Here is a 26,378-nt window from a genome sequence, read left to right as displayed (position 1 = left end):
CTCACATCTCTACTGAATATCTCCGTAAGCTTCTAATATTTTGCGTACCAATTTGTGCCTTACAACGTCTTCGCCGCTCAGGTAAACTATTTCAATTCCCTTTATATCCGTTAATATCCTTAAAGCAGTATGCAGGCCCGATTGTTGTTTTTTGGGTAAATCAATCTGTGTAACATCACCCGTAACAATAAATTTGGCTGATGGCCCCATACGCGTTAAAAACATCTTCAACTGCATATCGGTGGCATTTTGCGCCTCATCCAGTATCACAAAACAATTGTCAAGCGTACGGCCGCGCATAAATGCTAATGGTGCAATTTCAATGGTGCGATTTTCAAGATACATCTTAAGCTTTTCAGCCGGAATCATATCATCCAAAGCATCATATAAAGGACGAAGGTAAGGATCAATTTTTTCCTTAAGGTCACCCGGTAAAAAGCCCAGGTTCTCCCCTGCCTCTACTGCCGGCCTGGTTAATATAATACGTTTAATGTCTTTATTTTTAAGTGCCCTTACTGCCAGTGCAACCGCAGTATAGGTTTTACCGGTACCTGCGGGCCCAATGGCAAAAAGGATATCGCTTTTATTGATACAATCAACCATTTTACGCTGGTTGGCTGTACGCGCCTTTACCATAACACCATTCGGTCCGAATACAATTACTTCGCCGCTGGCAAATTTATCGGTAGGGCCGTTATCAGTCGGTGCATCAGAAGCTTTTGATCCTAAAATGCGTTCCAGGTCCGTTATATTCAGATTTTCATATTTCTCCACATGCTGAAGCAGGTGCGCAAATTTTTCCTGGAAAATATTGAGTTCATGATCGTCACCCAAAATCTTCACCTCGTTACCCCTTGCTACTATTTTAAGCTTTGGATATTGCTTTTTAATGATCTCAAAATGATCATTATTAGGTCCCCACAATACCGCCGGGTTGATCTGTTCAATTGACAATTTAAGCTCGTTCAATACAAATTGATTTATAGTTGCAGATTTTTATGAATTAAAAATTGAATATTTGTAACTGTTTAGATAGGAGATTTGAGACGTGAGATTTGAGATTGGGACTCGCCCATCTCACCTCTCAAATCTTATGTCTCTCATCTAAATATGCTTCCACAAGATTAGTGATAAATATTTAAAAAATTAATGGCAATAATAACTTTAACTACTGATTTGGGCGACAAAGATATTTATCAGGCTGCCCTGAAAGGAAGTATCCTTAAATTGTTGCCTACAGTAAATATTGTTGATATTACCAATAGCGTTGCCGCTTACAATATACAACAGGCTGCGTTCATTTTGAAAAATAGTTTCTATTATTTTCCTGATGATACGGTTCATTTAATTGGCATTGATACGGTTTATAATGAAGATACTCGTTATCTGGCTATTAGGTATAAAAACCACTACTTTGTTGGTGCCGATAATGGCATATTTTCATTAATGTTTGATAAAGATCCTGATGAAATTGTGGAGATAAACATTATGCAGGATCTTAAATTTCTGCATTTTCCGCTGGCTGATATTTTTGTAAAGGCTGCCTGCCACTTAGCCAAAAGTGGTAAGCTCACTCAAATTGGTATACCGGTAAGTGATATTGAGAAGAAAATGACCCTGCAACCCGTGATAGAAAAAAACCTGATAAAGGGAGTGGTTATTTATATCGATTCATTTCAGAATGTGATTACCAATATTACCAAGGAGTTTTTTAATACCGTACAACAGGGCCGCCGGTTTATGCTTTCCTTTAAACGTAATGAAACCATAAATCATTTAAGCTGGCATTATAACGAGGTTCCCGAAGGCGAAAAGCTTTGCTTGTTTGGCATTAGCGATCACCTGGAAATTGCTATTAATAAGGGCAATGCAAGTGGTTTATTAGGATTAAATTTAGGCGATAGTGTGATAATTGATTTTTTGGATTCATGAAGAAACTAAGCTCATTTCTGCTATTTTATTTTTTGTGCATAGCCGCCTTTGCACAGGTAAACAGCGATTCGCTGGCTTACCAGTTGCAGCGTAAAAAAATCAACAGCATGCTGGCTCAACGTACCGTTAAATTTGGTCAGTACGATCAGAGTTTAAGCATGCATACGGGTATTTTTGGTTTCCAGACTAAAAAAGACATCCGCCGATCAAATGATATCTTAATGGATATTGTTAAAACAGATGATGACATCTACAAAGAGCTAAAAATATTACTGGATTTGCGCACCTTTCAGCAAACACAGGTACAAACCCACTCCAAAGAAGCCGAGAATAGCAACATTGGCTTTATGACCACTATTAATAAGCTTCGGGATCAGGTTGATCAGCTGAAAACGGATGCTGCTAAACAGCAACAGGAGCACGATAAAACAGTAAGCTGGTTAATCATACTGCTGGTTTTGATGCTGGCAAGCACTCTTTATTTTGCTACCCGCAAACGAAAAGCTTAATTTTAATATTTCTTTTCAGCATCTTTTAAAATGTTAAGGCATATCAATCGTCCTTATGGATATTAACACCATCATACAAAACAATAATGGCAAGAGGACGACTAAACAGTGGCAACGCAGCAGAGCAAGATTTACCTAAGGCAAAAATCAACAGTAAAAGCTTAAAACAGGTAGTAAGACTGCTTTCCTATATTAAACCTTACCGGGGCAGATTCATAGCAGCCATGCTATTTTTGTTTATGTCGAGTTTGGTTGGATTAGCCTTTCCGCAGTTTTTGGGTGCTTTGATTGATGCTGCACAGGGTAAACATAAATTTTCTTTTTTACCCGGTACGCTTAACGGTATTGGCCTGGTGGCATTGGTGGTTTTGCTTGCACAGGCATTTGTATCATTTTTCAGGGTGATTTGGTTTGTTCAGGTAGCAGAGCGGTCGTTAGCTGATATAAGACGCGATACCTATTTTAAATTGATTACCCTGCCCATGAATTTCTTTTCCAACCGCAGGGTTGGTGAACTCAACAGCCGTATTTCTGCCGATCTTTCACAAATACAGGATGCGATAACCACTACCCTGGCCGAAATGATCAGGCAGTTGATATTGCTTACCGGTGGTATTACTTTTCTCATCATCGTATCGCCAAAGCTTACGCTGACTTTGTTATTGATGATGCCTGTACTAGTGGTTATAGCAGTGGTTTTTGGCAGATTTATCCGCAAACTTTCCCGCCAGGCACAAGATAAGCTGGCCGAATCAAATACCGTTGTGGAAGAAACCTTGCAGGGTATAGCTAATGTAAAAGCTTTTGTAAACGAAGCCTTTGAAGCAGGACGGTACAATAAGAACCTGCGCGATGTAGTGAAGCTTGCTGTTAAAGGGGCCAAGTTCAGGGGACTATTTGCTTCCTTTGTTGTTTTTTGCCTTTTTGGGGCCATTGTAGCCGTAATTTGGTATGGCTCGGTAATGGTTAACCATCATGAGCTTACTATCGGTAAACTTATTCAATTTGTTATTTACGGGGTATTTGTTGCAGCATCAATGGGTAGTTTCCCTGAGCTATACGGCAACATGCAAAAGGCGGTAGGTGCCAGCGAACGTGTGCTGGAAATACTGGACGAAGAAGGTGAAGAAGTATCCATTAACGAAGCTGATAACGCTATCAAACAAAAAATAGAAGGTAACCTGTCTTTCAATAACGTTGTTTTTGCCTATCCATCACGACCGGAATTAACCGTATTAAAAGATATTTCATTTGATGCCGCAGCCGGGCAAAAGGTAGCCATTGTAGGGCCAAGCGGTTCGGGTAAATCAACTATGGCGGCTTTGATATTGCAGTTTTATCATCCGCAAAGTGGCTTCATCAGCTTTGATGGTAAGCCTGCGGCTGATTATTCCCTAACCGATATCCGTAACCAGGTGGCTATTGTACCGCAGGATGTAATGCTATTTGGCGGCACCATACTGGAAAACATCGCCTATGGCAAACTCAGCGCATCAAAAGAAGAAATTATACAGGCTGCCCAGCGTGCCAATGCACATCAGTTTATCATGTCGTTTCCTGAAGGTTATGACACCGTGGTTGGTGAGCGTGGTGTTAAACTATCAGGTGGTCAGCGGCAGCGGATTGCCATTGCAAGGGCCTTGCTTAAAAATCCGGCTATATTGATATTGGATGAAGCTACCTCGTCACTCGATTCAGAATCTGAACGCCTGGTGCAGGAAGCTTTGGAAGAGCTGATGAAAAACCGCACTTCTATCATCATAGCCCATCGCCTGTCAACCATCCGCGAAGCAGATAAGATCATCGTGCTGGAAAAGGGCCATATCATTGAATCAGGCAATCACCAGGAACTCATCAGCAATGAGCAAGGCCTCTACAGGTATCTGAGCAGCTTGCAGTTTGAGGTGGGGTAAATTGGTGAGTGGTTGATTAGGTTGATAGGTTGATTGAGTGAATAGTTCATGGTTCATAGATCGTTGACTATGGACATCCTCCGTACCGTCCGTCCGAAAACAAGTATAGGGTATAGCTCAACAATGCGAACGAAGAGGGCTATGGTCTATGGACCATCGACTATGGACTTCCTCACGTACCGTCCGTCCGAAAACAAGTATAGGGTATAGCGCAACATTGCGGACAGCGCCGTAAAAATTATAAACTATCGACTATACCCAATCAACTACTCACTTAATCAACTATTCACCAACTCTATTAAAACGGCTGCTCATCATCAATATCATCCATACGTGATGGCCTTATAATAAAGTTATTGGGCTTCTCAAAATCTTGTGACGGTGCTAAACCTGTAAAGGCATTGCCCGGCGAAAATGCGCCATCCATACCCGTGTCAAGGTCGGTGAATTTAACGTATTTACCTACGAATTTGAGCCTTACACGGCCGGTTTCACCATTACGGTGCTTGGCTATAATTACCTCACCTACGCCTTGTGTTGGGTTATTATCCTCATCCACTTCCAAGCCGTAATATTCGGGACGGTAAAGGAACAATACCATATCCGCATCCTGCTCAATAGATCCCGATTCACGCAAATCTGATAGCATCGGCCTTTTTGAACCACCTGGCCTGCTCTCTACCGCACGACTTAACTGCGACAGGGCTATCACCGGAACATTCAACTCTTTAGCTACCGATTTTAAGGCTCTTGATATACTACCAATTTCCTGCTCACGGTTACCACCACCTTTGGCATCAGCCGCCTTACCATGCATTAGCTGCAAGTAGTCAATGATGATTAACTGGATATCATGCTGCGACTTTAAACGACGGCATTTGGCTCTGAATTCGAAGATATTTAGTGCCGGGGTATCGTCAATAATTAACGGTGCCTGCTCCAGCCTGCCTATTTTGGAGTGTATTTGTGCCCACTCCCATTCTTCCAGGTTACCCTTACGGATCTTTTCCTGCTCAATTTGTGCCTCTCCGGATATTAAACGATTAACCAACTGTACCGACGACATCTCGAGTGAGAATACTACCACCGGTTTGTTAAAATCAACCGCTGCATTACGGGCGCAGGTTAGTACGAATGCTGTTTTACCCATTGCCGGACGGGCAGCTATAATTACCAAATCTGATTTTTGCCAGCCCGAGGTCATTCTATCCAGCTCTGTAAAGCCTGATGCAACACCTGTTAAACCGTCTTTTTTATCTTTAAGAGATTCAATCCCCTTTAGGGCCTCATGCATCAGGTCATCCATCTTGCGTGAGTCACGGCGAAGGTTATTCTGGGCAATCTCGAACAGGTTCTTTTCTGCTTTATCTAACAGATCTAAAACGTCGCTGGTATCTTCATAAGCGCTCTGAATTACATCTGTAGAGATACGGATCAGCTCGCGCTGAATGTATTTCTGGATGATGATACGGGCGTGAAATTCAATATTGGCAGCAGAGGCTACACGGTTGGTTAACTCGGTAATATAATAGGCACCGCCTATCATTTCAAGCTCACCCTGCTGGCGTAACTGTGCCGTTACGGTAAGGATATCAACCGGCGATGATTTTTCAAACAACACCCTGATAGCCTGAAATATTTTCTGGTGATTATCCTTATAAAAAACCTCCGGTTTTATAATATCAATAACCGACGATAAGGCGTCTTTCTCCAGCATTAATGCACCCAGCACGGCCTCTTCGAGGTCAATTGCCTGAGGTTGAAGCTTGCCCAAACCAGTATAAGGAGTTGGGGTGGTTACCCGGCTTCTGCGTTCGTTGGTGTTAGGCTTGTTAAAGGGAGTATCGTTCTCAAAATTCATCGAAACAAAAATATACAAAAGATATTTGGTAATGCATTTGATTTTAAACAATCGCATTTTTAGCAAAAAAAAATCTATCAAAATGCCCTGCTTTTTAATAACATTGTTTTTGTGTCGATGTTAAGAACTTGTTAGCAATTTTAAATTAAACTTGATTACCAAGTACTTAATAGCATGTTAATAACTTTGGGGTGTTAATTATTATAAAAAAAACCAAAATGGTTAATCGGTTCAATAAGTGCTAAATCAATTAATATAGCTACTTTTGCCTTTTAGTAAAATATTAAAAATGAGTTATAATTCGAGGCCTGCACGTGAGAGCAATCAAATGGTTTTTGGCATCCGTGCAGTTATTGAGGCTATCCGTTCGGGTAAAGAAATTGAGGCATTATACCTGCAACGCGGACTTGGTGGCGGCCTGCTTACTGAGCTAAAAGAACTACTGAACGAATACCAGCTAACGGCCCAGCAAGTACCGGTAGAAAAGCTGAATCGCCTTACGCCGAAAAATCACCAGGGGGTGGTTGCTTTTATATCGCCCATCACTTACCATAAGATAGAAAACATTATCCCGCAGATATTTGAAGATGGACAGGTACCGCTCATTTTAGTGTTGGATTCTATTACCGATGTACGCAATATGGGCGCCATTGCGCGTACTGCTGAGTGTGCCGGCGTACATGCCATTGTGATACCTGCCAAAGGATCGGCACAGATAAACCCTGATGCTATAAAAACCTCGGCAGGAGCCTTGTACAAGATCCCGGTGTGCAGGCATGATAACTTTATACAAACCGTAAAATTCTTGCAGGAATCGGGCTTACAGTTGGTTTGCTGCACCGAGAAAACCAAAGACGATATCTATACTCCCGACTATACCGACCCTACGGCTATCATCATGGGATCGGAAGAAGACGGGGTACGTAACGAGATTATCCGCATTTCAGATCATCTGGCTAAAATACCTATGTACGGCGAAATTGAATCACTCAACGTATCAGTAGCTACTGGTATTATTGTGTATGAAGCTATTAGGCAGAGGTTGGTGGTTAAGTAGTTGATGGTTGATAGATGGTAGTCGATGGACGATAGACCATGGTCCATGGATTATTTCTGCAATGATTGATAGCAATTGAGTCATTGGATGATGACAGCACAACTTTCCCGGCATTGCTATGGACCATGGACCCATCTTTGTACCGTCCGTCCGAAAACAAGTATAGGGTAATGGTTGACGAAGCGGACAGGGATGGCGCAGAGTTGACTCACCCGGTCGACGCTACGCTGGACCACCCTCTCTACGACAAGTCGTAAAGAGGGTAAAAAAGAAATAAGAAAAAAACAACCGTTTACCAATCCCTCTTTTTTGCTTGCAAAAGAGAGGGTGGTCGATCCGCCTAAAGGCGGAATACGACCGGGTGAGTTAGCTATGCGCGCGACAATTTAACTCGCCCACCATCCTCCTATCATAGTCTATGATCTATCAACCATGAACTATCAACCCTAAATATACTTCGTTCCGAATTTCTGCTTTACGTCGGCTACTACCTTTTTAACATTTTGCTCCTGGTCTCGTGGGCAAATCAACAGGGTATTGTTTGATTCTACTACGATAAAGTCATGCAGACCCTGTAATATCACCAGCTTTTCTTCGGGTACGTTAACCATACAGTTGGATGAATCGTACATAATCACTTTTTCTGATGGAATTACGGCATTGCCTACGTAATCTTTCTCTGCAAGCTCGTAAATGGATGCCCAGGTACCCAAATCGCTCCAGCCAAATTCTGATGGTAAAACATACACATTATCAGCCTTTTCCATAATACCGTAATCAATAGAGATATTGGTACATTGCAGGTAAGCTTTGTTAATGTGGCTCTTTTCGCTACCGGTATTGTAAACGGGTCTTGCTTCGGCAAAAATCTCATTCATATCAGGCAAATGCTGGGCAAATGCCTTTACAATTGATTTAGCCGACCATACAAAGATCCCCGCGTTCCATAAAAAGTCGCCACTTTGGATAAAGGTCTTGGCAATTTCCAGCGTAGGCTTCTCGGTAAAGGTTTTCACCTTATGAAAATCGTTATGGAGTGTATTGGAAGTGTACTGGATATAGCCATACCCAGTATCAGGGCGAGATGGCTGTATACCCAGGGTAATCAGTAAATCATTTTTAGAAGCCGCCTCTAACGATTTTTCAATCGCTGCAATAAAAGCGGTCTCGTTTAATATCAAGTGATCTGAAGGGGCCACAACAATAGCAGCATCCGGATTAAGGCTCTCAATTTTAAAACAACCGTAAGCCACACAAGGGGCCGTGTTGCGCATCACCGGCTCGGTTAGTATCTGCTGGTCGGCCATATCTGGCAGTTGCGCCTTTACCAGGTCGGTATAAATATCGTTGGTCACCACATAAATATTCTCCTTTGGGCAAACTTTTAAAAATCTGTCGTAGGTATTTTGGATCAAAGTTTTGCCTGTACCTAAAATGTCAATAAATTGTTTTGGGTGCGAAGTACGGCTAATGGGCCAAAAACGGCTTCCGATACCGCCTGCCATGATGATGGCATAGTAATTTTTATTCATGTGTTGCTAACAATTTTAATTTGGTAAATGCGCGGTAAATTTGGTCAATAATTTGTAAAATTAGTATCAAATAAAATTAAATAATTACCGCGGCACAATATTGTTGTTTAAATGCATAATTAAGCAAAATTGTTTTTAAAAGAATAATCATTTTTCTATAAAATTTTAAAGTAAATCTGTCGTTTATTGATAAAAATTTGTTACTTTAAACTTTTAAATCGAATAATAAGCATACATAAATAATGATTGAAACAAAGAAGTCGCTTTTTGATAACCTACAGAACTTTTTCGGGTTCGACAATTTCAAAGGGGAACAGGAAGCGATTATAACAAACATTTTGGCGGGGAACGATACATTTGTGATTATGCCTACCGGTGGCGGCAAATCCATGTGTTACCAGTTACCGGCTTTGATGAGCGAAGGAACCGCGATCGTGATCTCCCCGCTCATTGCCCTGATGAAAAATCAGGTTGACCAGTTGAGGGCATTTGGCGGATCAGACAGCATTGCACATTTTTTAAATTCATCGTTAACAAAATCAGATATTGCCCGGGTTAAAGAAGATGTGCTGGCCGGTAAAACCAAATTGCTTTATGTAGCGCCAGAGTCGCTTACCAAACAGGAAAATATCGACTTTCTGCGTCTCAACCTGGTATCATTTGTAGCTGTTGATGAAGCGCACTGTATTTCTGAGTGGGGACATGATTTCCGCCCGGAGTACCGCAAAATAAGACAGGTAATCAGCAATATTGGCGATAACATTCCAATCATCGCCCTAACTGCAACCGCTACCCCAAAAGTTCAGCAGGACATTCAGAAAAACCTGCAAATGAACAATGCAACCATCTATAAATCATCATTTAATCGTTCAAACCTGTTTTATGAGGTTAGGGCCAAGCGTAATGTGATTAAGGAGATTGTAAAGTTTGTAAAACAAAACCAAGGAAAATCGGGCATTATTTACTGCCTGAGCCGTAAAAAGGTGGAGGAAGTTGCCGAAGCACTGAACCTTAACGGCGTAAAGGCCCTGCCCTACCATGCAGGCCTCGACCCTAAAGTACGCGCCGATACACAAGACAAATTCCTGATGGAGGATGTGGATGTTATTGTAGCAACCATAGCCTTTGGTATGGGTATTGATAAACCCGATGTGCGTTACGTAATACACCACGATGTGCCTAAGAGCATGGAAGGTTACTACCAGGAAACCGGTAGAGCCGGGCGTGATGGTGGCGAAGGGGTTTGCGTTGCCTTTTACTCCGAAAAAGATATTGATAAGCTCCAGAAGTTTATGAAGGATAAGCCGGTTGCTGAACGCGAAATTGGCACCCAGATACTGAAGGAAGTGATAGACTATGCCGAATCATCTGTATGCCGCCGTAAACAGCTGCTGCATTACTTTGGCGAAAACTTTAACGAAGCAGGCTGCAACAACATGTGCGACAACTGCTGCGGACCTAAAGAACATTTTGATGGTGAGGTACATCTGCACCGCGCATTGAGCCTTATTAAAGCCATTGGCGAGAAGTTTGACGATCACCACATCATCAGCATATTAATTGGTGAGGAGAATGCCCAGATCAAAAATTATGAGCACGATACGCTCGAATATTTCGGATCGGGCAAGGAAGAGGGACGCAACCTGTGGAACTCACTGCTGCGCCAGGCATTACTTAATAACTTTTTAGCTAAAGATATTGACCAGTACGGCTTACTGCACTTAACCAAAACCGGCCTCGCATTTATTGACAATCCATACAGCATCCGTTTCATACTGAACAAGCCGATGGAAAATACAGATGATGACGACTCGGAAGATGGCCCTAAACAAGGCGGTGGTGCTTTAGATACCGCATTACTGCAAATGCTGAAGGACCTGCGTAAAAAGCTGGCCAAACAAAAAGGATTACCTCCGTTTGTAATCTTCCAGGATCCATCGTTAGAGGAAATGTGTACGCACTACCCTATTACTACCGATGAGCTGAAACAAATATCAGGCGTGGGTGCAGGTAAGGCGCTTAAATTTGGCAAGCCATTTACCGATCTGATTCAGAAATATGTAGAGGATAATGATATCGACCGTCCGGTAGATATGGTGATAAAGAGTGCCGCCAACAAATCGGCCCTTAAAGTATTCATTATTCAGAATATCGACCGTCATTTAAATTTGGATGATATTGCCGCTTCAAAAGGCTTATCGTACGATGAGATATTGAAAGAGGTAGAAACCATTGTAAACTCGGGCACCAAGCTAAACCTCAACTATTATATTGATGAGGTGATTGACGAGGATAAGCAGGAAGAGATATTTGAGTATTTCCGCACCGCAGAAGTAGACTCGATAGACGAAGCCCTTGCCGAACTTGGCAGCGACGAATACACCCGCGAAGAAATACAGCTGGTACGCATCAAGTTCCTGTCAGAAATGGGTAACTAAGCACACAAGCTTTAACGCATACAAGCCCTCGGATTAATTTTCGGGGGCTTTTTTGTTGTTGGTTGATGAGTTTTGGTGCGAATTGTCATCCTGAGCGAGAGCGAAGGATCTTCTTCAATAGAAATTCGTCTACCTACCAGGCGAAGAAGATGTTTCGCTCACGCTCAACATGACAAAAAGAAGATTATCCTATGTAAAGACTCCCCCCTGTACCGTCCGTCCGAAAACAAGTATAGGGTGGTGGTTGACAAAGCGGACGGAGGAGTGCTATTGTATCTAGCTCAAACCTTTCTACTGGCGTCATTGCGAGGTACGAAGCAATCTATACGCCATGCAGATCAGTGGAGATAGATATTGTTAGATGACGTAATACCGTGCTGTTGATTGTCCTCAGTAGAGATGGCTTCGTTCCTCACCATGACGCCGCGAGAGAGTTGAGGTTGTAGATCCATCCGCATTGTTGCGCTGTACCCTATACTTGGTTTCGGACGGACGGTATGGTTTTGGTAAGTCCATAGTTGATGGTCGATGGTCCATAGCCCTCTCCGTCCGCAATGTCATCACCTACCCTATACTCAAAACCGGACAGACGATACGAATCTCACCACAACGTCATTGCGAGGTACGAAGCAATCTATACGCCTTGCAAGTCAATGGAGATGGATTTTGTTAGATGACGTAATACCGTGCTGTTGATTGTCCTCAGTAGAGGTTGCTTTCCCGAAACAAGTTCTGGACAGGCAGTACCTCGCAATGACGCGCGGAGAAGGATCGCGAGATACTATTTCAACCATCGACTATGATCTATGAACCATCAACCATGAACTATTTCGCCACAATCTTTATCTCCGTTCTGCGGTTCTTTTGGCGGCCGTCGTCGGTGGTGTTGGGGGATATGGGTTGGGTTTTGCCGTAGCCTTTGTAGCTTAGTCGGGCGGCGCCAATGCTGTGGTTTACCAGGTATTGGCAAACTGCTTTGGCGCGGTTTTCTGATAGCACCTGGTTCGCGGCATCGTTACCCACGTTATCGGTATGGCCCGATACTTCTATGTGCAAGCTTGGGTTAAGAGTCAAAAAGTCAACCAGCTTTTGCAGCTCGGAAATGGATTCATCCCGCAGATTAAACTTATTGGTATCAAAAAACACATTGTTCAGTATCACCTTATCGCCCACTTCAATGGGTTGCAGCAATACGGTTATGTTAAACGGATCTGTCGGCTCATGCCCCGCCAGCGAGAAATGCTCAGAGTAAAACAGGTATCCCGTTTTTGAAATATTGAGACCATAATCATTCCCCGCGGTAAGGGTAGCCAGGAAATCGCCTTGCTGGGGGTCGCTGTAATCCTGGTATACGGGCGTGTTTTTTTGCAGGTTGATGATCTCTATGGCAGCTTCCAGCGGTTGCAGGGTTTTGGCATCGCTCACCTTACCCTTTACATAGGTTACCACACGTGGCTTTACATTAGCAGGCAGCTCGAAGGTGTAAATATCATATCCACCAAGGCCATTTAAATTGTTCGACGAGTAAAAAGCATCCTTGCCATTGGCACTCAGCGTTAAGCCTGCCTCATCGCCATTGGTATTGATCGGATAACCCAAGTTTTCGGGCTTTTGCCATTTACCATCCTTACTCAGGCGACTCACAAATACATCCATCCCCCCTAAACCCGGCCAGCCGTTTGAGCAGAAGTAAAGCGTACTATCATCAGCATGAATAAAGGGCGATTGCTCATTATACGCCGTATTAATATTGGGACCGAGGTTTTCAGGCTCACCCCATCCCTTATCTGTAAGGGTTGATTTCCAGATGTCGTAACCACCATATCCACCAGCACGATTGCTCACAAAATACAGGGCACGTCCATCGGCACTAATGGAGGGTTGAGCTTCCCATCCGGGTGTATTAACAGGAGCACTCAGGTCGAAGGGTTTGCCCCAGTCGTCGCCTTTCTTTTGGGCCACATAAATATCGCATCGGCCCATACCATCCGGGCGGTTACATCCCGTAAAAAACAGAAACTTACCATCCTGCGAGATAGATTGTGCGCCTTCATTATACTCGGGCGTGTTAATGCGATTGCTCAGGTAGGTAGCGGTTTGCCACTTGCCATCAACCATAATGCTTTTATAAAAATCTTCGTTGTTGTTTATTTTGCGGGTAAATATCAGGGTGCTTTCATCGGCAGTGGCTACAGGCAGGTACTCGTCATCGGCAGTATTTATTGCCGGGCCCATGTTGAGCGGTTTAAAGGGCACCGGATGCGCCACAGCATCAATGCTGAAGGTGCAATCGGCCACCAGCTTTTGTGCCATTGTGCTGGTTTTGGGGGTGATATCCGGGTAGCCTAAATACTTTTGCAGGTGTTTAAGGGCATTGTCATATTGGGCAGCGCCAATTTCATCACTCCCAAGTTTAAGGTAAACAGCCTTGTTAAACTCCGGGTTCAGGGCAATTACCTTCAGGTATTCGGCAATAGAAGCCTGGTACAGTCTTTTAGCATGATATACATCGGCAAGCAGCAAATGGGCCTCTATAAACTTACTATCCTCATCAATAGCCTGCTTAAGCTGGGTGACGGCTTCATCGTACATATTGTCGTCCAAACTATGGTTGGCATCAACAAAATATCCTATAGCCGTTTTATTGGTGGTGCTGAATTGTTTTTGCTGGGCAAATGCAAAAACCGACATAAGAATCAAAAATATTGAGCAAAAGGTAACCCTCATTATGCGATATCGTTAGGTTAAGAATAAATTTTCCCAACCCTCTTTATGGCTTGCCATAGAGAGGGTGAACGAGCGGAGCAATGTTCGGGTGAGTCCACTCTGCTAGCGACATTAACGTAAGTGCATTGACGGTGTGGACTCATCCCGACGACGCTGCGCTGGTCGACCTTCTCTCCGCTTCGCGCAAAGAAGGTAATTATGGCAATTGAAAAAAGCATTTTCCTTAACTAATAAGATTGCTCATTATGATACACGAAATATCAACTAAGGTACACTTATTATTTTATCGTGAAAAGATTTTTGACCTTCGGGATAATGAAGCCCCACCTAAATCCTCCCCGGTAGGGAGAACTTAAAAAGATAAGCGCGTGCGAAGTTAAAGTCTCCCCTTCCGGGGGAGATTTAGAGGGGGCTACCTATTTCCTTACGGGATGTTGAGATATTTATGTGTTTGTAAAGATATTTCCCACTGCGGATTATTCATCACATAATCAACAATAAGGGGTATCATTTCTTTTGATTTTGACCATTCAGGTTGCAGAAACAGCTTACAGGTATTGGATACCAGTTTGGCATTACACTCAGCAAACTCAAAGTCTGATTTGTTGAAGATGATCACCTTCAGCTCATCGGCCTTTTCGGCCACAGATGGCATGGGCGACTTAAACTTTTTAGGCGACAGGCAGATCCAGTCCCAACTACCCGACAGCGGGTAAGCACCGGATGTTTCGATAAAGGTTTTGATGCCTTTTTGCTGTAAACCTGCGGTAAGGTAATCAAGGTTATAGATCAATGGCTCGCCACCGGTAACTACCACTGCTTTTGATGGATGTACAGAAGCATTGGCAATAATCTGATCGGCAGCAGTAAGGGCATGCAGCTCGGCATCCCAGCTTTCCTTTACATCGCACCAGTGGCAACCTACATCGCAGCCACCCAGGCGAATAAAGTATGCAGCCTTGCCGGTGTTAAATCCCTCGCCCTGTATCGTATAAAATTCTTCCATTAAAGGAAGCAATGTGCCGTCGTCCGGTATCTGGTGTGCCATAATAAAGTGCAAAAGTACGGTTTTATGACGAAACGATAAAGGCGAAGGTTTTTTTTGAGTTGATAGTTTTGTCAGTCCATAGTCGATGGTCCATAGTAGGAAGTCCATAGTCCATGGTCCATAGTTGAATTTGATGACGGATTATCCATGGTCTATCGTCTATCGACCATGGACTCTCTTGTCCGCAATGTCAACACCTACCCTATACTCCGCTTCGGACGGTACGGGATGGGCCTATAGTCCACAGTCGATGGTCCATAGCAATGCCGGGAAAGTTGTACTGCCATGATCCATGAACTATCAACCATGAACTCCATCACCCAATAACCTCCTACCATGGTCTATCGACTATGGACCATGGACTATTAAATGAACCAAATAAACCTTTGATTTTTCATCTATTTTGGTTATACTTACTTCAAATTCGGCACTATGAAAAAATGCTACTATCCCTTATTGCTTTTCGTAATGCTTTGCCTTTCTTCGTGTGTAGACATTGAGGAAAAGTATGATTTTAAACCCGATGGCTCCTGCAATGTGATTTATGCTTTTGATATGAGCCGCGCCGTATCGGTACTGATGAACCTCATGACCGACTCAGTTAAATCCACCCCTCAATTTGCTATTGTTAAAGATACGACGCTCAACTTTTATTCGGCCCTGCCCGATAGTACCCAGCAAAAAATGACTGTGGAAGAGGCAGACATGGCTAAAGGGAGCAACTTATCAGTAAAGATGAATCTGCCTAAAAACCTTATGAAGGTAAGTATTGACCACCATGCCAAAAACCCTGCTGATTTGCAATATTATTTGCAGCATTTATCCAAAATATCCATGAGCAGTCAGCTTAACGGGGTAACCAAAACCGATAAAAACCCCAAAGGCTTTGATGCCCAGCAGCTGCTTGCCGGCGAAGATTATTACCTGTACGAAATTACGCCCCATAAATTTTACCGTGTAATTGATAAGGTTAAGTTTAATGCTTTCCTTAAAAAAACGGCTTCAACCTTTGCCATGGCCAAAGCTATGCTCATTGATATGCCTTATAAAGTGGTACTTAACTTTGCCAAACCCATTAAAAAAGTAAATAACCCAAAAGCCATTATATCAGCCGATAGAAAGCGGGTGACCTTAATTACCAATATGGATGATGTAATAAAAAATCCATCAGTAATGAATTTAAAAATTGATTATTAATACCTTATGAGATTAATACCGTATGAGATGGTATAAAATACCTGAACTTAAACCAACACAGCAAGCCTTCATTAAAAAAGTTAAAATTGGTGGTAAAAGTATTTGCGTTGTTGGCGCCGAGGGCGATATATTTGCCGTCTCGGCCAGGTGCCCTCATGCCGGTGGCGATTTAAGCTTAGGCTGGTGCAAAAATCAAAAACTAATTTGCCCACTCCATCGTTATTCATATGATTTGCATACAGGCAAAGGCAGCACCGGGCAAAATGATTTTATTTACACTTTCCCGGTTAAAATACAGGATGATGCCATTTACATTGGCATTAATACCTTTTGGGAAAAACTTAAACAGTTACTAAAATGATGAATCCAAGAGCAATAGATTACGTTACAGAAGAATTTTATGAATCTTTATCTTTTCAGGATGGCGAAGTTCCTGATCTGGATAGCGTAAAAATATTATTTTATGGTGATGGCCTGCTGATTAACAACAGCTTTAGCAAGCCCTTTGTGTTTACTGCCCAAAGCTTTACACAAACCCTCGAATCGCAGATTGCTGAAGGCACCCTCAAACAATTTATGCAAAGGGAGCTTTATGCCAAAACCGAAATATTTGGCAAGGTGGCACAGCGCATCAGCGTTTATGAATACAATTTTTCTGATTACCAAACCGATAACCTGCCACGCGGTATTAACTATATTCAATTTATCCAGACAGACGACAGCTGGCTCATTACCTCAATGGCCTGGGCCGATGAGAATGAAAATTACCAGATACCGGAAGAGTATTTGTAAGAGGAGTCCATAGTCGATGGACCATAGACCATGGTGAATGCGGGAAAATTGATAGCGAAGTACCCATGGACTATGGACTCTCCTGTCCGCATTGTTGCGCTATACCCTATACTTGTTTTCGGACGGACGGTACGGGGAAAGTCCATAGTCCATAGTCGATGGACCATAGCCAATGAGGAACGAAGGATCTTCTTCAACAGATATTCGTCTACCTGCAAGGCGAAGAAGATGTTTCTCAGCCTATCGGCGGATCAACATGACAAGAAGAAATTTTATACCAATAACCTTCTACCATGGTCCATCGACTATCGACTTAACTATAAACTTCCTTATTTGCGGAAGCCAAAGTGTTTCTGAGTAAGCCGATAATGGTCATTAAGCCTACGCCACCGGGAACCGGGGTAATGAATGATGATTTAGGGGCTACGTTTTCGAAATCCACATCGCCATACAGCTTAAAGCCCGATTTGGTTAGGGTGCTGGTTTCGCGGTTCATGCCTACGTCAACCACTACTACACCTTCTTTTACCATATCGGCAGTAATAAAGTTCTTTTTGCCGATGGCTACTATCAGAATATCTGCTTGCAGGGTGATGCTTTTAATATCAGGCGTACGGCTATGGCAAATGGTTACGGTACAGTTACCCGGATAGGTGTTGCGTGCCATCAGGATGCTTATAGGTGAGCCCACAATATTACTGCGACCCACTACCACGCAATGCTTGCCTGCGGTTTCAATTCCATATTCTTTCAGCATTAAGGTAATGCCATAAGGTGTTGCCGGGATAAATGATGGTAAATTGCGCTGCATACGACCCAAATTTACCGGGTGAAAGCCATCCACATCCTTACGGTAATCAATACGCTCGGTTACTTTTTCAGGGTCGATGTGTTTTGGTAAGGGTAGTTGTACAATAATACCATCAATATCAGCATCAGCATTCAGCTCGGCTACTTTGTTTAGCAGCTCTTCCTCGGTTACATCACTTTCATATCTAACTAAAGTAGATTTAAAGCCTACCTGCTCGCAGTTTTTAATCTTGCTGGCTACATAGGTTTCGCTGCCGCCATCGTGCCCAACCAACACCGCAACCAGGTGTGGTTTACGACCGGTTGCCTCCAATATTTTAGCTGCCGATATAGCTATTTCACCCTTAAGTTTTTCTGATACGTATTTTCCGTCTAAAAGCTTCATTGTATAATATTTTTAACCCACTGTTCAGGAAGAGTACCTAAATCAAGCTCGACTAGCTCTTCTTTCTTTAACAGCATAATTAATGGTCTGGTAGTTAACGATAATTTTGTTCCGTATTGGGTATTAATATTCTTAAGTATACCCTCTATTGTGTTTTCTTTTTTATTGAGGATCGAATTAATCATCATATCTGACTTAAGTTCAGTATATAAATTGATATGATACTTCGGCACGTCATTATCATATACAATCCACTCGGCATAAGAAAAATCACCTAAATCAATTATTTTTTTTATACCTGTAAAAGAATAAAAGGTTAATTGTAAATATTTCATCCTTGACACCCTTGAACCGGGGCTTAATCCAGTTTCAACACCGCCATAAATGCCGATTGAGGTATCTCTACGTTACCAACCTGGCGCATGCGTTTTTTACCTTTTTTCTGTTTTTCCAATAGTTTACGCTTACGGGAGATATCACCACCATAACATTTGGCGGTTACGTCTTTACGCAGGGCTTTCACCGTTTCGCGGGCTATAATTTTGGCACCGATAGATGCCTGTATAATAATTTCAAACTGCTGGCGCGGTATCAACTCTTTTAACTTTTCGCAGATTTTCTTACCAAAATCGTATGAATTTCCTCTGAAGATTAATGAGGACAGGGCATCAACAGGTTCAGCGTTTAAGCGGATATCCAACCTAACCAAATCTGATTTACGGTACCCGATCTGATGATAATCAAATGAGGCATAGCCTTTGGATATGGTTTTCAGCTTATCATAAAAGTCGAATACGATCTCGCCCATTGGCATTTCAAAAATCAGTTCCACACGATCAGAAGTAAGATATGACTGGTTTTTTATGTAACCGCGTTTCTGAATACACAAGGACATTATAGAGCCAACATATTCAGATTTGGAGATGATGGTAGCTTTTATGTACGGTTCTTCCACATAGTCAATTCTGCTTGGGTCAGGCAAATCTGATGGATTGTTAACCGTTATAGGTTCACCTTTTGTGGTATAAGCAATATAGGATACGTTAGGAACGGTAGTAATAACCGTCATATCAAACTCGCGTTCCAAGCGTTCCTGGATAATCTCCATGTGCAGCATCCCAAGGAAACCGCAACGGAAACCAAATCCTAAAGCCGCAGATGATTCCGGTTCAAAAACCAGTGAAGCATCATTCAGCTGCAATTTCGCCATTGATTCACGCAGTTCCTCAAAATCATCGGTATCAACAGGGTAAATACCTGCAAATACCATTGGTTTTACTTCCTCAAAGCCCTGTATCCCTTGCTCGCATGGGCGATCAACACGGGTTATAGTATCTCCCACCTTAACCTCACGTGCTTCCTTTATACCTGAAATGATGTAACCTACATCACCGGTTTTAATAACATCTTTGGGGAGTTGCTTTAATTTTAAAGTACCCACCTCATCTGCTAAATATTGTTTCTCGGTAGCAAAGAATTTCACTTTATCACCTTTACGGATCTCGCCGTTTACTACTTTAAAGTAAGCTACAATGCCACGGAATGAATTATAAACAGAATCAAATATAAGTGCCTGTAATGGTGCTTCAGGATCACCAACAGGAGCAGGTACACGCTCCACAATGGCACGTAAAATATCATGCACACCCATACCTGTTTTGCCGGATGCCGCTAAAATTTCTTCGCGTTTACAGCCTATCAGCTCAACAATCTGGTCTTTAACCTCCTCGGGCATAGCACCGGGAAGGTCCATTTTATTTAATACCGGGATAATCTCCAGGTCGTTTTCCAGAGCCAGGTACAGGTTTGAAATGGTTTGCGCCTGTATACCCTGTGCTGCATCCACAATAAGCAAAGCACCTTCGCAGGCTGCTATAGAGCGTGATACTTCGTACGAAAAATCCACGTGCCCGGGGGTATCAATCAGGTTGAGGACATATTTTTGACCATCAAGCACATAATCCATCTGTATGGCATGACTTTTTATGGTGATGCCACGCTCCCGTTCCAGGTCCATATCATCCAATAACTGCGCTTGTGATTCGCGTTGGGTAATGGTGTGGGTATATTCTAATAACCTGTCGGCAAGGGTACTCTTACCGTGGTCAATATGTGCTATAATACAAAAATTACGAATGTGTTCCATTGAAGCGCAAAAATAGCGTTTTTGGGTGATAATTTAATAGGAGTTGTTAATTAGGTATTTGAGTGAATTTAAGCATTCTAATAATAACTATTTCACCAGCCCTTCAACAAACACCGGTGTTTCGGTTACTTTAATAGTTATTTTCCCGTTTATGGTATTCACCTGCTTTTTATCCATAGCGTCGGCACCTTCTTTTAAGTTGTAGATATTAGCTGCGGATGCTTTACCTAAATCTAAAGTATAGTTGGCTGTTCTGCCTGTTTCATCGGGGATGGTGAGTATGTACATGGTTTTATTACCCAACTGGTAAACATCAACCAATGGATCTTTGCAAATGGTTTTGATGTAGTTGTAACTGCCCATCAATTTTGTTGTTTGGAGGATATAATCAGCAGCCGGTCGCCTTTTTAAACCTTCTGCAAGGCCGGATGTGGCATATTGGGTAGTACCACCTGCGTGATCATCAAATAACTGGTAAAAGAAAAGCCGCTTAATACCATACCGGATGTAGAGCAACGAGCTGCGTAAGATCCAGTTAGCCTGATTCTCCAATACGGTAGTTTTACCTATAGACTCAGCCCTTTGGTAGCTTTCCTGGTTAATATCATAACCTGTTTCGGTTACCCAAACCTCGGGATGTTGCGGCAGGCTGTTGGCCAGTTTCATAAAATCATTGGCAACACTGCCCGCAGTAGAAAGCTCGGGAGCTATGCCTGTTGTAGCGCGCTTATGGATGCGTACATCACCATTATTGGAATATAAATGGTAGTTGATGATATCAAAGCAAAGATTAACACTGCCATCTTTACGGTATCCCCTGTTCTTACGGCACCATTCAATCATCCTTTTAACATAATTAATATCAACCGAAGCCAGGCCACCCATTACTACCTGCATATTGGGATCGGCTGCCTTAACACCTGCGCCGGGGCCAAGCTTACCCACATTGCCATCGTAAAATGCAGATAGGTTAGCGGCATATTGTTCGGCCGTTTGATGCGTCTGATCAGCACCCCACCACCTGTCGCGTTCATTACCACACTCCATGTATTTAATAAGGCCCATACCTGTCAATAGCTCATTAGGAATATCGTCCGGGTAGCGTTTATGGGTATCTACTTTAATTATTTTTTTGTCGATGTTTTTATTGTAGCCATACCTGGCAGCAAACTGAAAAGCAACATGTGCCTGATCAATGTAAGAAGCCGGGTTATTGAGGCTTAATCCAAAGGGAACCGGAGCATTGTCATTATCGCGCATACCAGCAGGATAGGTATTGGCCATCCATAAAGGGCAGTTTTTAATATCAGCCAGTACCATAATACCTTCCTGCTTACAACGCTGGTAAATAATATCAAAATTATAGTTGCCGTTAAAAACCGGGTTAAAGGTATAGTCGCCTTTAATGCTTTCCATCCTGTCCCAGTTTAAATAGTGCCTTACTGCGCTGAAAGTTTTGATGAGCGACATGTTATCCTCATAAATATGCTTACGATCACCAGGGCTAGCCGGATTCTCCAAAAAATTCCATTCATAAGCATTAATGCCAAACATGTTCTTCAGCGGCGTGGGGCTGCTTGTATGTATAATATTTACCGGGGGCTTATTGATGGCAGCAATGGGCGTAGTATCAGGTGTTAACCTCGATATATTTTTAAAGGCGATACTATCTGCGTTGGAATCTGAATTACTGCAATTAAAAAAAAATATCGCTGCAAAAAGTATGGGGACGGCTTTATAACTTAATAGTTTACTCATCATTGATGCGCTTGTTACAAGGTACGGCTTTAGTATGAATAACCATTAAAACATCAACCCTAAAATAATCCCGATAATGATAACGAAAGGGGTTTTTATACGGGTAAAGTTTAAAAGTAAAAAGGTCCCGGCCATTAATAAATAAGCCATCCAGTTTAGTCCAAATGGCCTGATTAATAGTATCAGGGCCGTAGCCATAAAGCCAACAGCAACAGCGTTAATACCGCTAAGGGAATTCTTTATACGGGTTATTTTTTTAAGATCATCCCAAAAGGGAACTATAAAAAGTATCAGGATAAGACCCGGCATATTGATACCGATAACAGCAACCACGCTGCCAATTATCTGCCCGGCTATTCCTCCGCCCTTATTTCCCATGGTTATCCCTCCCAAAAAAGAAGTGAATGAAAATGTTGGACCAGGTAATGCCTGTTGAAGCGCATATCCAGAAAGGAATTCAGATTCAGAGAGGTAATGTTTTACGTTAACAAACTCGGTGTACATTAATGGAACCAGCACTTGTCCTCCGCCAAATATCAGGATACCGTTACGGTAAAAGTTTTCGAACAAGCGGATAGGTAAACTAAAGGGCGAAGTTTGATTTACCACAGCACCCAGGGCAGCAAAAAACAATAAAATACCAATAAAGTAAGCAACCTTATTAGGGTTTACGTTAGAGAATAGCTTTACCCGCAATTCATTTTCATGTGGCTGTGTCTCTAATGCTGATGAAATAATGCCACCCAACAAAACCAGTATAGGAAACGCATAAGCATTTTGTAAAATAAGGGTAGCTATTAACGATCCTATGGCCAGCATGGTGCTAACCCGTGTTTTCAGAAACTTGTTGGCAAAAGAATAGGTGGCATAAGTTACTATACCTACTGCTACGGGTTGTACAAAACGCAATACTTCGGCAAATTTGGCCCTATCGGCAAACATTTTGTAGCTGATGGCTGCCAGGCACATTATTGATGCTGAGGGCAATATCCATATTAAAAAAGTAGTGATGGCTAAGCGGAGCCCTCCTACTTTCCAGGCTATGCCCACTAATGTTTGAGTAGATGAAGGGCCGGGAAGCAATTGCGATAAAGCATTCAGCTCCATCAGTTCTTCTTCGGTAATATAACGGCGTTTCTCTACAAATTCGCGCAGCAAAACGGCAATATGGGCCTGTGGGCCACCAAAAGCTGTAAATGTATAAAGAATTACATCGCGTAAAAATAGAAGCTGCCGTTTGTTCATCTTTTTAGTTCATGGATGATTGTTTATAGTTCATAGTAATTAAAGTTTGTTAGTCAAAAGCAGTTGATGCTGCTAAGAACTATTAACTATAAACCATAAGCTAATCGTACAAACCTGATAATTCGTTATAAACGGCCTGTAATTCTGATAAGGCGTGGTTATCACGTTGCTCACGGGTTATTTTTATGCCGGTTTCGTAGGTTTTCAGTGCATCGTCCTTACGGTCAAGGGCTTCATACAGCTTTCCTAAATGATAATAAGTACCTGTATAGCCGGGATGATTGTTTACCAGGTCTTCATAATACTCAAGGGCCTTATCAGTTTGATTGATACGCAGATACTCGGTTGCAAGTGCATATTTTAAAAACGGATCTTCCGGTTCACTTTTAATAAATTCCAATAGCTTTTCTAATCTGCTAATCTGCATTTTAAACTCTCTCTTTTTTAATTAAATTTGCACAAACCTGTTTATAATACAACATTGATTTGTGTTGATTATTAAATGGGTATCTGTCACCATAGAAAAATCAACAACGAGATGAAAATCCTGGTTTGTATAAGTAATGTTCCCGATACAACGACAAAAATAACTTTTACTGATAACAACACCCAATTTAATACAAATGGTGTGCAATTTATATTAAATCCGTATGATGAGATTGCCCTTGCACGTGCCATTGAATTAACTGATGGAGATAAAGGTACAGTTACGGTTGTAAATGTTGGTGATATAAGTACTGAACCAACCATTCGCAAAGCACTGGCCATTGGCGCAACAGATGCCGTACGCATCAATGCAAAACCACATGATGCCTGGTTTGTGGCTTACCAAATAGCGCAATACATTAAAGCCAATTCGTTTGACCTAATATTAACCGGGCGTGAATCTATTGATTATAATGGCTCAAAAGTAGCTGCAATGATTGCTGAGCTTTTGAATATCCCATCAATATCCATCATTAAAAAGCTGGATATTGATGGTAATAGCGGGACAGTTGAGCGCGAAATTGAAGGTGGTAAAGAAGTATTGACTATTCCATTACCATTTGTAGCCGGTACTGCTGAGGGAGTGGCTGAAGTTAAGATTCCTAATATGCGTGGAATTATGTCTGCCCGTACCAAACCATTAAACGTTATTGAACCTGTAGAAGTAAAAACATTTTCAGAAGTGATCGGTTATGAAACTCCTGCACCTCGCGGCCAGGTAAAATTGGTTCCTGCTGATGATGTTACCCAACTGGTTAACTTGTTACACGAAGAAGCACGGGTTATATAAATAAAACAATTAAAAACCGATCAAAGATCCATTTTACCTTAAAATATGTCAGTTTTAGTTTATACGGAAAATGCCGATGGAAAATTCAAGAAATCAACTTTTGAGGTGGTTTCCTATGCCCGTGCAATTGCCGATCAAAATAACACCAAACTCATTGCTGTTTCAATAGGCAGTGTAAGTGCAGCAGAATTAGCCACCTTAGGGAAATACGGAGCAGAAAAAGTATTAAATGTTTCGAATGAGCAATTAAAAAACTTTGTTAATCAGGCCTATGCTTCCATCATTGCCGAAGCAGCTAAAAAAGAAAGTGCTGATATTGTAGTTTTATCCAATTCATTTTCGGGCCGTGGGTTAGCACCCCGGTTAGGTGTTAAACTGGAAGCAGGTGTTGCAGATGGTGCGGTTGCATTACCCGAACAAACAGATGGTAAATTCAAAATCAAAAAAACTGCTTTCTCAGGTAAAGCTTTTGCAATAGTTGAATTAACATCAGCCAATAAAATTATTTCATTAACACCTAATGCATACAAAGTTGTTGAAACGAACAAGACTGCATCAGTTGAAGATTTTTCGGTAGAGGCTAAAGCAGGTGATTTTGCTGCAGTTATTAAAGAGATTGTACGATCAACAGATAAAGTTTCCCTCCCTGATGCAGATATTGTAATATCCGGCGGCCGTGGCCTTAAAGGCCCTGAAAACTGGGGGATGGTAGAAGAACTGGCTGATTTATTGGGAGCTGCTTTGGCTTGCTCAAAACCTGTTTCGGATGCCGGCTGGCGTCCTCATAGTGAACATGTTGGACAAACAGGCATTGCTATCAGTCCAAATTTGTATATTGCGATAGGAATTTCGGGCGCGATACAACACCTGGCAGGTGTGAGTTCATCAAAAGTTATTGTGGTTATAAATAAAGACGCCGAAGCGCCATTTTTTAAAGTGGCTGACTATGGCATTGTTGGTGATGCTTTTGAAGTGGTACCAAAAATAATTACGGCAATAAAACAATTTAAGGCTTCGGCATAAAAAAGGATCCGTTGTGATGGGTAATGATATGAAAAAAATAAAACTGGATATTGTCGGCTTATCTTATAGCCAAACCCAGTCTGGTGCTTATGCCCTGGTTTTAGGCGAAGTTAGCGGCCGTAGAAGGCTCCCGATTATTATAGGCAGTTTTGAAGCGCAGGCAATAGCCATTGAAATTGAGAAAATGACTCCAAGCCGTCCGCTTACACATGATCTTTTTAAGAGCCTGGGACAAGCTTACCACATTAATGTACAGGAAATAATTATTTATAATTTAGTTGATGGCATTTTTTATTCAAAACTGATCTGTTCTGATGGCAAAAAAGTTATTGAAATAGACGCCCGTACTTCTGATGCTATTGCAGTTGCCGTAAGATTTGATTGCCCTATTTATACTTATGAATTTATACTTTCAAGTGCAGGTATAGTAATTGAAGGCAATGATTTTGTTTACCTGGAAAACATTAATGAAACTCCCGAAGAAAAAACACCTGCATCTGCTTCAGGAGGTTTTACCGCTCTTAGTGTTGACGAATTAAAATCCAAACTACAGGAAGCCCTGGCAGAAGAATCATACGAAAAAGCTGCCAAAATACGTGATGAGTTAAACCGCAGAAAAGCTTCATAATAAAATATTAGCAACAAGAAGCTTCAAAGAACTTTTAAAAGCTCTAAACTCTGGCTGCGAGATACTAATATCAAATCTTTTTTATACTTTAAGCCTCAAAT

The 26,378-nt window shown here is 42.0% G+C and carries 22 protein-coding genes; 11 read left to right on the top strand and 11 right to left on the bottom strand.

The features are described from left to right. Positions 1-9 precede the first annotated feature (9 nt). A complete protein-coding gene (locus JN11_RS03175; RefSeq protein ID WP_144909536.1) occupies positions 10-969 on the bottom strand; it encodes a PhoH family protein in 960 nt (319 codons plus the stop codon). Between the two features lie 180 nt (positions 970-1,149). Between JN11_RS03175 and JN11_RS03170 the strand changes: the two genes are divergently transcribed. From JN11_RS03170 to JN11_RS03160, 3 genes are all read left to right on the top strand, one after another. After that, positions 1,150-1,932: an SAM hydrolase/SAM-dependent halogenase family protein gene (locus JN11_RS03170; RefSeq protein ID WP_144909534.1), complete on the top strand. Its 783-nt coding sequence runs from the start codon at positions 1,150-1,152 to the stop codon at positions 1,930-1,932. Beyond that, positions 1,929-2,441 (top strand): hypothetical protein, encoded by a 513-nt coding sequence (locus tag JN11_RS03165; RefSeq protein WP_144909533.1) that lies wholly within the window; start codon positions 1,929-1,931, stop codon positions 2,439-2,441. Before JN11_RS03170 ends, JN11_RS03165 begins: the two co-directional genes overlap by 4 nt. Positions 2,442-2,527: 86 nt before the next feature. After that, positions 2,528-4,354 carry an ABC transporter ATP-binding protein gene (locus tag JN11_RS03160; protein ID WP_144909531.1) on the top strand — a complete coding sequence of 609 codons (1,827 nt, stop codon included), beginning with the start codon at positions 2,528-2,530 and terminating at the stop codon, positions 4,352-4,354. A 298-nt stretch (positions 4,355-4,652) separates the two neighbouring features. Here JN11_RS03160 and dnaB read toward each other — a convergent pair whose 3' ends face one another. Continuing rightward, positions 4,653-6,215, bottom strand: coding sequence for a replicative DNA helicase (gene dnaB, locus JN11_RS03155; protein WP_144909529.1), 1,563 nt, complete (start codon positions 6,213-6,215; stop codon positions 4,653-4,655). Positions 6,216-6,504: 289 nt separating this feature from the next. On the opposite strand from dnaB, the gene rlmB reads away from it, so the two are divergent. After that, entirely contained in the window at positions 6,505-7,272 is a 768-nt protein-coding gene (gene rlmB, locus JN11_RS03150; RefSeq protein ID WP_144909527.1) for a 23S rRNA (guanosine(2251)-2'-O)-methyltransferase RlmB, read from the top strand. A 446-nt stretch (positions 7,273-7,718) separates the two neighbouring features. Here the strand turns inward: rlmB and JN11_RS03145 are convergent, their stop codons facing one another. Further along, a complete protein-coding gene (locus JN11_RS03145; RefSeq protein ID WP_144909525.1) occupies positions 7,719-8,804 on the bottom strand; it encodes a mannose-1-phosphate guanylyltransferase in 1,086 nt (361 codons plus the stop codon). A 245-nt stretch (positions 8,805-9,049) separates the two neighbouring features. Between JN11_RS03145 and recQ the strand changes: the two genes are divergently transcribed. Next, positions 9,050-11,242, top strand: coding sequence for a DNA helicase RecQ (gene recQ, locus JN11_RS03140; protein WP_144909656.1), 2,193 nt, complete (start codon positions 9,050-9,052; stop codon positions 11,240-11,242). An 825-nt stretch (positions 11,243-12,067) separates the two neighbouring features. On the opposite strand, the gene JN11_RS03135 is transcribed toward recQ, so the two are convergent. Both JN11_RS03135 and JN11_RS03130 read right to left on the bottom strand, forming a co-directional pair. Continuing rightward, complete coding sequence (locus JN11_RS03135; protein ID WP_246138929.1) at positions 12,068-13,933, bottom strand: OmpA family protein; 1,866 nt, start codon at positions 13,931-13,933, stop codon at positions 12,068-12,070. Positions 13,934-14,393: 460 nt separating this feature from the next. After that, complete coding sequence (locus JN11_RS03130) at positions 14,394-15,017, bottom strand: 7-carboxy-7-deazaguanine synthase QueE (RefSeq protein ID WP_144909654.1); 624 nt, start codon at positions 15,015-15,017, stop codon at positions 14,394-14,396. Between the two features lie 432 nt (positions 15,018-15,449). Between JN11_RS03130 and JN11_RS03125 the strand changes: the two genes are divergently transcribed. From JN11_RS03125 to JN11_RS03115, 3 genes are read left to right on the top strand one after another with little or no spacing between them, the layout of a single operon-like run. Next, positions 15,450-16,214, top strand: coding sequence for a hypothetical protein (locus JN11_RS03125; protein WP_144909521.1), 765 nt, complete (start codon positions 15,450-15,452; stop codon positions 16,212-16,214). A 22-nt stretch (positions 16,215-16,236) separates the two neighbouring features. Beyond that, a complete protein-coding gene (locus JN11_RS03120; RefSeq protein ID WP_144909519.1) occupies positions 16,237-16,575 on the top strand; it encodes a Rieske (2Fe-2S) protein in 339 nt (112 codons plus the stop codon). Further along, a complete protein-coding gene (locus JN11_RS03115) occupies positions 16,572-17,006 on the top strand; it encodes a hypothetical protein (RefSeq protein WP_144909517.1) in 435 nt (144 codons plus the stop codon). Before JN11_RS03120 ends, JN11_RS03115 begins: the two co-directional genes overlap by 4 nt. Positions 17,007-17,319: 313 nt before the next feature. Here the strand turns inward: JN11_RS03115 and JN11_RS03110 are convergent, their stop codons facing one another. The 6 genes from JN11_RS03110 to JN11_RS03085 form a co-directional block, all read right to left on the bottom strand. Further along, a complete protein-coding gene (locus tag JN11_RS03110) occupies positions 17,320-18,201 on the bottom strand; it encodes a bifunctional 5,10-methylenetetrahydrofolate dehydrogenase/5,10-methenyltetrahydrofolate cyclohydrolase (protein WP_144909515.1) in 882 nt (293 codons plus the stop codon). Next, complete coding sequence (locus tag JN11_RS03105) at positions 18,198-18,536, bottom strand: hypothetical protein (protein ID WP_144909513.1); 339 nt, start codon at positions 18,534-18,536, stop codon at positions 18,198-18,200. The genes JN11_RS03110 and JN11_RS03105 overlap by 4 nt, the downstream gene beginning before the upstream one ends. Before the next feature lie 23 nt (positions 18,537-18,559). Beyond that, positions 18,560-20,347, bottom strand: coding sequence for a translation elongation factor 4 (gene lepA / locus JN11_RS03100; RefSeq protein WP_144909511.1), 1,788 nt, complete (start codon positions 20,345-20,347; stop codon positions 18,560-18,562). Positions 20,348-20,434: 87 nt separating this feature from the next. Continuing rightward, a complete protein-coding gene (locus JN11_RS03095) occupies positions 20,435-22,108 on the bottom strand; it encodes a hypothetical protein (RefSeq protein WP_144909509.1) in 1,674 nt (557 codons plus the stop codon). A 42-nt stretch (positions 22,109-22,150) separates the two neighbouring features. Then, on the bottom strand, positions 22,151-23,350 hold the full coding sequence (gene chrA, locus JN11_RS03090; protein ID WP_144909507.1) for a chromate efflux transporter: 1,200 nt from the start codon (positions 23,348-23,350) through the stop codon (positions 22,151-22,153). 100 nt (positions 23,351-23,450) lie between these two features. After that, positions 23,451-23,777: a tetratricopeptide repeat protein gene (locus JN11_RS03085; RefSeq protein ID WP_144909506.1), complete on the bottom strand. Its 327-nt coding sequence runs from the start codon at positions 23,775-23,777 to the stop codon at positions 23,451-23,453. Positions 23,778-23,888: 111 nt separating this feature from the next. Between JN11_RS03085 and JN11_RS03080 the strand changes: the two genes are divergently transcribed. From JN11_RS03080 to JN11_RS03070, 3 genes are read left to right on the top strand one after another with little or no spacing between them, the layout of a single operon-like run. After that, positions 23,889-24,626 carry an electron transfer flavoprotein subunit beta/FixA family protein gene (locus tag JN11_RS03080; protein WP_144909504.1) on the top strand — a complete coding sequence of 246 codons (738 nt, stop codon included), beginning with the start codon at positions 23,889-23,891 and terminating at the stop codon, positions 24,624-24,626. 45 nt (positions 24,627-24,671) lie between these two features. Beyond that, on the top strand, positions 24,672-25,649 hold the full coding sequence (locus JN11_RS03075; RefSeq protein WP_144909503.1) for an electron transfer flavoprotein subunit alpha/FixB family protein: 978 nt from the start codon (positions 24,672-24,674) through the stop codon (positions 25,647-25,649). 28 nt (positions 25,650-25,677) lie between these two features. Further along, a complete protein-coding gene (locus JN11_RS03070; RefSeq protein WP_144909501.1) occupies positions 25,678-26,277 on the top strand; it encodes a bifunctional nuclease family protein in 600 nt (199 codons plus the stop codon). Positions 26,278-26,378: the final 101 nt, after the last annotated feature.

Origin of the sequence: Mucilaginibacter frigoritolerans, assembly GCF_007830615.1 — a bacterium.
GTDB lineage: Bacteria > Bacteroidota > Bacteroidia > Sphingobacteriales > Sphingobacteriaceae > Mucilaginibacter > Mucilaginibacter frigoritolerans.
This window is presented reverse-complemented; position numbering and strand designations above follow the sequence as displayed.

Bases quoted from the DNA above. Each gene is read 5' to 3' on its own strand.
- chrA (WP_144909507.1), bottom strand. From the start codon at position 23,350: ATGAACAAACGGCAGCTTCTATTTTTACGCGATGTAATTCTTTATACA.
- JN11_RS03165 (WP_144909533.1), top strand. From the start codon at position 1,929: ATGAAGAAACTAAGCTCATTTCTGCTATTTTATTTTTTGTGCATAGCC.
- JN11_RS03080 (WP_144909504.1), top strand. From the start codon at position 23,889: ATGAAAATCCTGGTTTGTATAAGTAATGTTCCCGATACAACGACAAAA.
- rlmB (WP_144909527.1), top strand. From the start codon at position 6,505: ATGAGTTATAATTCGAGGCCTGCACGTGAGAGCAATCAAATGGTTTTT.
- JN11_RS03145 (WP_144909525.1), bottom strand. From the start codon at position 8,804: ATGAATAAAAATTACTATGCCATCATCATGGCAGGCGGTATCGGAAGC.
- JN11_RS03115 (WP_144909517.1), top strand. From the start codon at position 16,572: ATGATGAATCCAAGAGCAATAGATTACGTTACAGAAGAATTTTATGAA.
- JN11_RS03170 (WP_144909534.1), top strand. From the start codon at position 1,150: ATGGCAATAATAACTTTAACTACTGATTTGGGCGACAAAGATATTTAT.
- JN11_RS03105 (WP_144909513.1), bottom strand. From the start codon at position 18,536: ATGAAATATTTACAATTAACCTTTTATTCTTTTACAGGTATAAAAAAA.
- JN11_RS03125 (WP_144909521.1), top strand. From the start codon at position 15,450: ATGAAAAAATGCTACTATCCCTTATTGCTTTTCGTAATGCTTTGCCTT.
- JN11_RS03120 (WP_144909519.1), top strand. From the start codon at position 16,237: ATGAGATGGTATAAAATACCTGAACTTAAACCAACACAGCAAGCCTTC.
- JN11_RS03130 (WP_144909654.1), bottom strand. From the start codon at position 15,017: ATGGCACACCAGATACCGGACGACGGCACATTGCTTCCTTTAATGGAA.
- JN11_RS03160 (WP_144909531.1), top strand. From the start codon at position 2,528: ATGGCAAGAGGACGACTAAACAGTGGCAACGCAGCAGAGCAAGATTTA.
- JN11_RS03075 (WP_144909503.1), top strand. From the start codon at position 24,672: ATGTCAGTTTTAGTTTATACGGAAAATGCCGATGGAAAATTCAAGAAA.
- JN11_RS03085 (WP_144909506.1), bottom strand. From the start codon at position 23,777: ATGCAGATTAGCAGATTAGAAAAGCTATTGGAATTTATTAAAAGTGAA.
- JN11_RS03095 (WP_144909509.1), bottom strand. From the start codon at position 22,108: ATGATGAGTAAACTATTAAGTTATAAAGCCGTCCCCATACTTTTTGCA.
- lepA (WP_144909511.1), bottom strand. From the start codon at position 20,347: ATGGAACACATTCGTAATTTTTGTATTATAGCACATATTGACCACGGT.
- JN11_RS03135 (WP_246138929.1), bottom strand. From the start codon at position 13,933: ATGTCGGTTTTTGCATTTGCCCAGCAAAAACAATTCAGCACCACCAAT.
- dnaB (WP_144909529.1), bottom strand. From the start codon at position 6,215: ATGAATTTTGAGAACGATACTCCCTTTAACAAGCCTAACACCAACGAA.
- JN11_RS03070 (WP_144909501.1), top strand. From the start codon at position 25,678: ATGAAAAAAATAAAACTGGATATTGTCGGCTTATCTTATAGCCAAACC.
- JN11_RS03110 (WP_144909515.1), bottom strand. From the start codon at position 18,201: ATGAAGCTTTTAGACGGAAAATACGTATCAGAAAAACTTAAGGGTGAA.